This is a genomic window from Bartonella sp. ML70XJBT (genome assembly GCF_028618425.1).
Taxonomy (GTDB): domain Bacteria; phylum Pseudomonadota; class Alphaproteobacteria; order Rhizobiales; family Rhizobiaceae; genus Bartonella.
In genome coordinates, this window is sequence record NZ_JAQISX010000057.1 from 1 (window position 1) to 3,824 (window position 3,824).

Genomic DNA, 3,824 nt, shown 5'->3' on the forward strand with positions numbered 1-3,824 from the left:
CTCGATAACTCCAGCCACGCTGCTGTTCTGTGTGTTGATTGCTTGTTTTTCCATAGTTTCCACCTTGTTGATTGATTTTATGATCTTTTGAATTCCTTACCCAGTTGCGCCATGTTGCTTGCCAATCACGCTTGCTAGCGTCCTTACCTGTCTTGGCATTCCAATAATCTCGAAATTTTGCGATTTCGACTTTGATACGCTCTGGAGGCAAGCCCTCTGCAAGTGCAAAATCGTAATCGGGTTCAAAATCCGCAGGCAATCGACAACCTCGATCAGTTTTAAACCGCTTGGCTTTCTTAGGAACGCTTTCTTGCTCGTGAAGGGGAGGTTGTTTGGTTGCTATCGTTTCGATTTGTTCTGATGGGCTTTCAACAGCATCACCATCGATTGGCTCGTCAACCAAATCGGTTGTTTCTAAATCTTCAAAATCGATTTCTTTTTTTGATAAAACGATAGTTTTATTTTTTTTATATATATTGTTAATGTTATTGTTATTGTTATGTGCATTGCCAAGCATCAAATTTTCTGCACAAGCATCACTTTTTGATGCACAAGCATCATTTGACGTATTATTTTTATGCTTGTGCATTTTTTGTTCATTCTCATCCCATCTAGCTTTTGCTGCTTTTGCTGCTTTTATTGAAGATTTCTCTAAAGTTTTATTAGAGTTGTTGAGTTCTTCTTCAACTTCTAAACTCCATAAACGACCATCGTCTAAACGAACGATTTTTTTAGTACAGAGTAAACCAATCAATGCTTTATTAAATGCTTTCTCTGAGCAACCAACATAACGAGATAATAAGAAAGTATCTTCATCAAGAGGCTCTTGTGTTCTGCGCATAAATAAACTGAGAGTAAGATAAACAGCTTTTTCCATCGGTTTCATACAAGAAACATCGATTATCCATTGGTCTGCATTAAGCCTCGTCCATGGTAATTTACTGGACATACCCCAATTCCCTTTCTTTAATTAAATGTAAAATTGCTAAAGCATCTGCTTCATTATCATCACAAGGCGCGTGTCCTTTTGCACGCATTGCCTCTATCATCTCTTCTTTCGACGCATTCCCCTTGCCTGCCGTTGCTTTCTTAATTGTACAAACCGGTATCCCCTCATACGGTATCTGATGATGTTCGCACCACGCCGTTAACGTTGCTAACAAGCCACCGTAAACATGCGCCGCGTCTGTACCAACATGACGCCTCACCTCTTCAAAATACACCGCGTCAATTTGACCTGCTGCCTGCTTTATTTCATTAAGCCATTGTTTAAAGCGTAAATAACGCATACCACCGCCTTCAAAACGGCGTGATTTAAAATCAACGGTGCCACTAGTGATACCACCATCCGCACAGCGTATCGCCCACCCTGTCTTCGTTCCTAGATCAAAACAAAGAATCGTGTTAATCACCATGCAACTCCGTACATAATGTGTTTTATTAGGTTGTTTTTTTCCGAAAGCAGAGAGAAAGGTGTGGGAAGTATGCAAATAGATATAGATAAAGATGTTATCGCTATAGTTATTAGTATCCTGTCCCTGATACTGTCGTTGTTTTTAAGATATGTAGATCTAAAAAGGGCTGCAAAAATACGCAAAGAAGACCTAGAAAAAGCAGAAAAAATACGAGAAGAAGATTTATGCAATGTAGAAAAAGAGTTAAACCATTTAGAAGCCAACAATAAATCATTGCAAAAGCAAGCTACATTAGCAGAAAAGCATGTCAATTTTCTACTAAAAACAAAAGAAGAAGTGAACTTAGGACCGCCGCTGCAGTTCAAGACAAATAGTCCCACTCTAGATAAACATGATCCTAATAAATTTAGTTTCATATTATACATTACAAATCCTACAGAAAGAATGATTAAAATAAATCACATATGGATAGAGAAAAAATGCCAATTCGAATTTGATAAAATAGTTTATAGTAACAGTGTATTTATTAGTGGAAATAGAAAAATAACTATCAAACCCACATCTCCGAAACATATAGACCTAATAAAACTCGAAACAGAACAAACCTTACAAGATGATCTTAATGCTTTTAATAATATAATCGGTGGACAAGAAATTAAGTTAGAATTTTTCATTTGTTCCTTAAAAGTGAATAAATCAGATACCCCACTTTTCATTATGGAGCACACTTCCTCAAGTAATCCTCAAAAAACAATTAAAGCTTCTTTCTGGACCTATTTCTTATCCCCTCATTCTTCCTAAGCTCGTCTTCTTTCTTTCTAAGCTTATCCTCTAAATCCCATATTATTTGTTTTTGTTTAATTACCTCATCTGTAAGCTCTCCTGACTGTTTAAAATAGCGATAAACCTCAAAGAGTAAAAACAAATTGGTCGTTATAGAAAGAACTGTTGCTGCTGTACTCATCTCTCTTTCCTCACTTACTTTTCTTCTTATTCTTATGAGAAGGCTTTTGTACAGATGCATCACGCTGCTTAAGCTTGTCTTTAAGCTTCTCTATTTCTGCATCGCGTAATACAACTTCTGCTTCTAGTGTATCTATAAGATCGTTCTTTCTTTTGAACGCTTCTTCATACGCATCTATCTTTTGATTAAGTTCTTTAATTTCCTTTTCATATTTTTTGATATCCTCATCACACTCATCAATGCTCTGCTTGCTTTCATTTAAACTCATTGTGATCTCCTAAGGCTGCAAACCGTCGCACGCGCTATCAACGCAGGGGCTTTTGGAAAATTTTGTCATTGAGTCGCTTGCTTGCTCTTCCATTAATCTTTGCAAGCGTTCTGGATAAAAAAAATCTTCTGGACGCAAATCTATCCCATGCTCACGCGCATAGGTTAATAATTGCGCTTGATAAATTGAAGGAAATAACCCATTAGCCCCCCCCTTTTCTTTAGAATAAGTGATACGATAAACAGCACCTTTACATTTCTGCAAAATACGCGAAACATTAACAGCACCCCCTAAATATTTTATTATGGTATACGCAGGTTCTTTTTTCATAACAACAAAATTTCATATTTCGTGAATTTTATCAAGATAAAAATTCAGTTTTTTTTTATTGATTTTTCATATCACATGAAAGAGCCTTATTCTTATGGAATCGGATCAATTAAAGGCATGGCTTAATGAGCAATTAGCTAAAAATGGGCATGGCAGTAAAAAAATGCTAGCTAAACATTTGGGGGTATTGCCATCTACTTTATCCAATATGCTAAATAATTCAGCAAAAAATAAACCAGTAAAACCTAGATTAATAAGAGCTGACGAACTCATAAAGATTATTGATTTTTTTGGTGTAATTCCACCTTTTTTAATAAAAGAATCTGAACAATTTATTCGCCTTTACTATCAAGCAAAACCTGAAGTTCAGAAAGCTGTTTTAACGATTCTTCAAAACTCTTGTTCTTTAGATAAAGAATAATAGCTGCCATCACTTTTTATCTCCATAATTCCAAATTTTCTAACATTGTATTGTCAATAATTAATTTTTGTCTTTATAAAATTTCATATTTTATGAATTTTTTTATTGACGCCGTTCATTAAATATGAAATATATTTACACCATACCCCGAAAAAAAAAACCTATGTCAAGGCGTTTTTTTCAAAATGTATTTAAAATATTTTGATATGGAGGCATTTGTGAAGAAACCAGTGTTTATAAATTCTGATGAAATTCTCTTAGTCGTCTGTGAAGATGAAGAGCAAAATCTCGCAAAATACGGTACTTTCTTTGATGAAAAGGAAATTATCAAATTTATCGATCAAGCCGATAATGCTCTTCAAATCTTCCGTGTAGAACCAACCACTAACCGATGCGAAGATATCTCTGAAGAGATCGCAGAGTTCT

General features: G+C 35.4%; 6 protein-coding genes and 1 pseudogene. 3 read left to right on the forward strand and 4 right to left on the reverse strand.

The window, feature by feature from the left end; all coding sequences use genetic code 11:
- Positions 1-949: DUF1376 domain-containing protein (locus PVV65_RS09275; RefSeq protein ID WP_273789970.1), on the reverse strand; the 949-nt coding region annotated here is incomplete at its 3' end.
- Positions 939-1,412 (reverse strand): hypothetical protein, encoded by a 474-nt coding sequence (locus tag PVV65_RS09280; RefSeq protein WP_273789974.1) that lies wholly within the window; start codon positions 1,410-1,412, stop codon positions 939-941. The genes PVV65_RS09275 and PVV65_RS09280, both read right to left, overlap by 11 nt.
- A 72-nt stretch (positions 1,413-1,484) precedes the next feature.
- Here PVV65_RS09280 and PVV65_RS09285 point away from each other — a divergent pair, with 72 nt between their 5' ends.
- Positions 1,485-2,216, forward strand: coding sequence for a hypothetical protein (locus PVV65_RS09285; RefSeq protein WP_273789971.1), 732 nt, complete (start codon positions 1,485-1,487; stop codon positions 2,214-2,216).
- A gap of 173 nt (positions 2,217-2,389) precedes the next feature.
- Here the strand turns inward: PVV65_RS09285 and PVV65_RS09290 are convergent, their stop codons facing one another.
- Positions 2,390-2,647, reverse strand: a complete 258-nt coding sequence (locus PVV65_RS09290; protein ID WP_273789972.1) for a hypothetical protein — start codon at positions 2,645-2,647, stop codon at positions 2,390-2,392.
- A gap of 9 nt (positions 2,648-2,656) precedes the next feature.
- Positions 2,657-2,977, reverse strand: a complete 321-nt coding sequence (locus tag PVV65_RS09295) for a hypothetical protein (protein WP_273789973.1) — start codon at positions 2,975-2,977, stop codon at positions 2,657-2,659.
- 94 nt (positions 2,978-3,071) lie between these two features.
- Between PVV65_RS09295 and PVV65_RS09300 the strand changes: the two genes are divergently transcribed.
- Complete coding sequence (locus PVV65_RS09300; RefSeq protein ID WP_273760814.1) at positions 3,072-3,398, forward strand: helix-turn-helix transcriptional regulator; 327 nt, start codon at positions 3,072-3,074, stop codon at positions 3,396-3,398.
- 218 nt (positions 3,399-3,616) lie between these two features.
- Positions 3,617-3,824 (forward strand): annotated as a pseudogene (locus PVV65_RS09305) (hypothetical protein); the annotation flags it as partial.